This window comes from Microcystis sp. M53598_WE2 (assembly GCF_030067735.1).
Taxonomy (GTDB): Bacteria; Cyanobacteriota; Cyanobacteriia; order Cyanobacteriales; family Microcystaceae; genus Microcystis; species Microcystis aeruginosa.
Window position 1 is genome coordinate 1 of sequence record NZ_JASJFE010000676.1, and the last position, 1521, is coordinate 1521.

Below are 1521 nucleotides of genomic sequence, written 5' to 3' on the forward strand. Positions count from 1 at the left end.
ACGAACACAAGAGTTACGCACAAACTGAGAAGTTTTGATAGCTTCATCAAGCCGGTGATATTGCTCTGGGGTTCCGTTTTTTAGCTTTGCTTCTACGACTAGCATCTAACAATTCTCGACCATTGGTTAAGTAGATTATAACACAGTTTACTTACAAATGGTAGAATTAAAATCGTGCTTCGCAGTCAATATCTTGGTCGGATTTCATCCCCCGCAAAGGTTGATGTCTTGTCGAAAAATTTAGCGGGGGCATTCATCCGACATTTTAGGTAAGAAACTTTGAAAATATAGGATGCGTCTGATGACGCATCCAACCCTAAAAAGTGCTTTCAAAGTTAATCACAAGTTATAGAATCTTTCTGACGGGTAGAAACAAAAAGCAAAAAATCAGATAAAGAGATATAGCGTTTCTCATAAAGATGAAGTGTAACCTAATGTAGTCGTGCAAAATAAAATGAGATGACTATTGAGGAGAAGACAGGTCGCGGAAAATCTGGCTGGCAATGGCTGCACTCCGGCGAATTTGTTCAATTTCGGAAAGACTTTGCCAATTTGCGGTTTCTATATTGGTTTCGCTCTGGCCATTACGCATAGTATAGGCGTAGGGACGAGCAAAAACCTGTAAATCTTCTGGAGACCATTGGGGAAAGAGATCGCTAAGACAAACAACAAGGCGATCAAGGTTGTCTAATTGACTATTAACTAGATTTTCAGCGCTTTCTACTAGACGATTTAAATGTTCGGCCGGCAATAAAGAGGCAAATTTATCAAAGATATTAGACCGGGGTGAAACGGAAACTGTCGGGAATTTTTGGTGTAAACTATTAAAGAATCTATCAGCTTGTGCTTCGATCGCCGTCGCTTCCAGTCCTTCACACAGAGAAAAAGGCGTTTCTGTCAGGTCTAAGGGATCATGACTCTCAACAGCGGTTACATCCCAGGGATAGGTGACTTCTTCTTCGATCAGGATTGCTAGAAGTTCCGCGGTAATCTGTTCGGATAGGGATAAATGGCTCATAAATAACACTCCATATTTTAGCCTTTGTGGTGTTCAATGAGTAACTACATCTCGGTTTTGACAATTTCCGAAGCTATTAACAGACTCCTGGTGCAAGTCAGGCAGGAGGCACTCTTGCCATAGTAGCAATAATTAACCCTTTAAACCGGATTTAGTATTATTAGTGCTTGGTTAGCCAGACAACTGATCTACAGCCAAGAATATGCAGTGCGCTACTATCATGATGGTAAAGGCCTAGTTTTTCCCAATTGCGATCGACCCAATTGGACGGAATTTCTCTATCAAGGTTTTTGTATGGCGGCTTGTTATCAAACCTCCGATACAAGTATTAATAGTACGGCGATGCGGCGACTGGTAGCAACCCAAGGGATGCTTTCCTATTTTTTATCCGTCTCGATTATTGCTATTATTTTTGGAATGATTGGTAATTGACTCTCAGCAAAAAAGATATTTTATTAAGGAAGTTATGGTTCATCAGAAAATTAATCTCGATCGCCTTAGTC

The 1521-nt window shown here is 40.6% G+C and carries 2 protein-coding genes and 1 pseudogene; 1 reads left to right on the top strand and 2 read right to left on the bottom strand.

The window, feature by feature from the left end; genetic code table 11:
- Window positions 1-105, bottom strand: a pseudogene (locus PX636_RS13785) (transposase); the annotation flags it as partial.
- Between the two features lie 358 nt (window positions 106-463).
- Complete coding sequence (locus PX636_RS13790; protein ID WP_004162942.1) at window positions 464-1018, bottom strand: hypothetical protein; 555 nt, start codon at window positions 1016-1018, stop codon at window positions 464-466.
- A gap of 159 nt (window positions 1019-1177) precedes the next feature.
- Between PX636_RS13790 and PX636_RS13795 the strand changes: the two genes are divergently transcribed.
- Window positions 1178-1450: a DUF1345 domain-containing protein gene (locus PX636_RS13795; RefSeq protein ID WP_287691525.1), complete on the top strand. Its 273-nt coding sequence runs from the start codon at window positions 1178-1180 to the stop codon at window positions 1448-1450.
- Window positions 1451-1521 lie beyond the last annotated feature (71 nt).

Coding starts and splice junctions, on each gene's coding strand:
- PX636_RS13790 (WP_004162942.1), bottom strand. CDS start 1,018: ATGAGCCATTTATCCCTATCCGAACAGATTACCGCGGAACTTCTAGCA.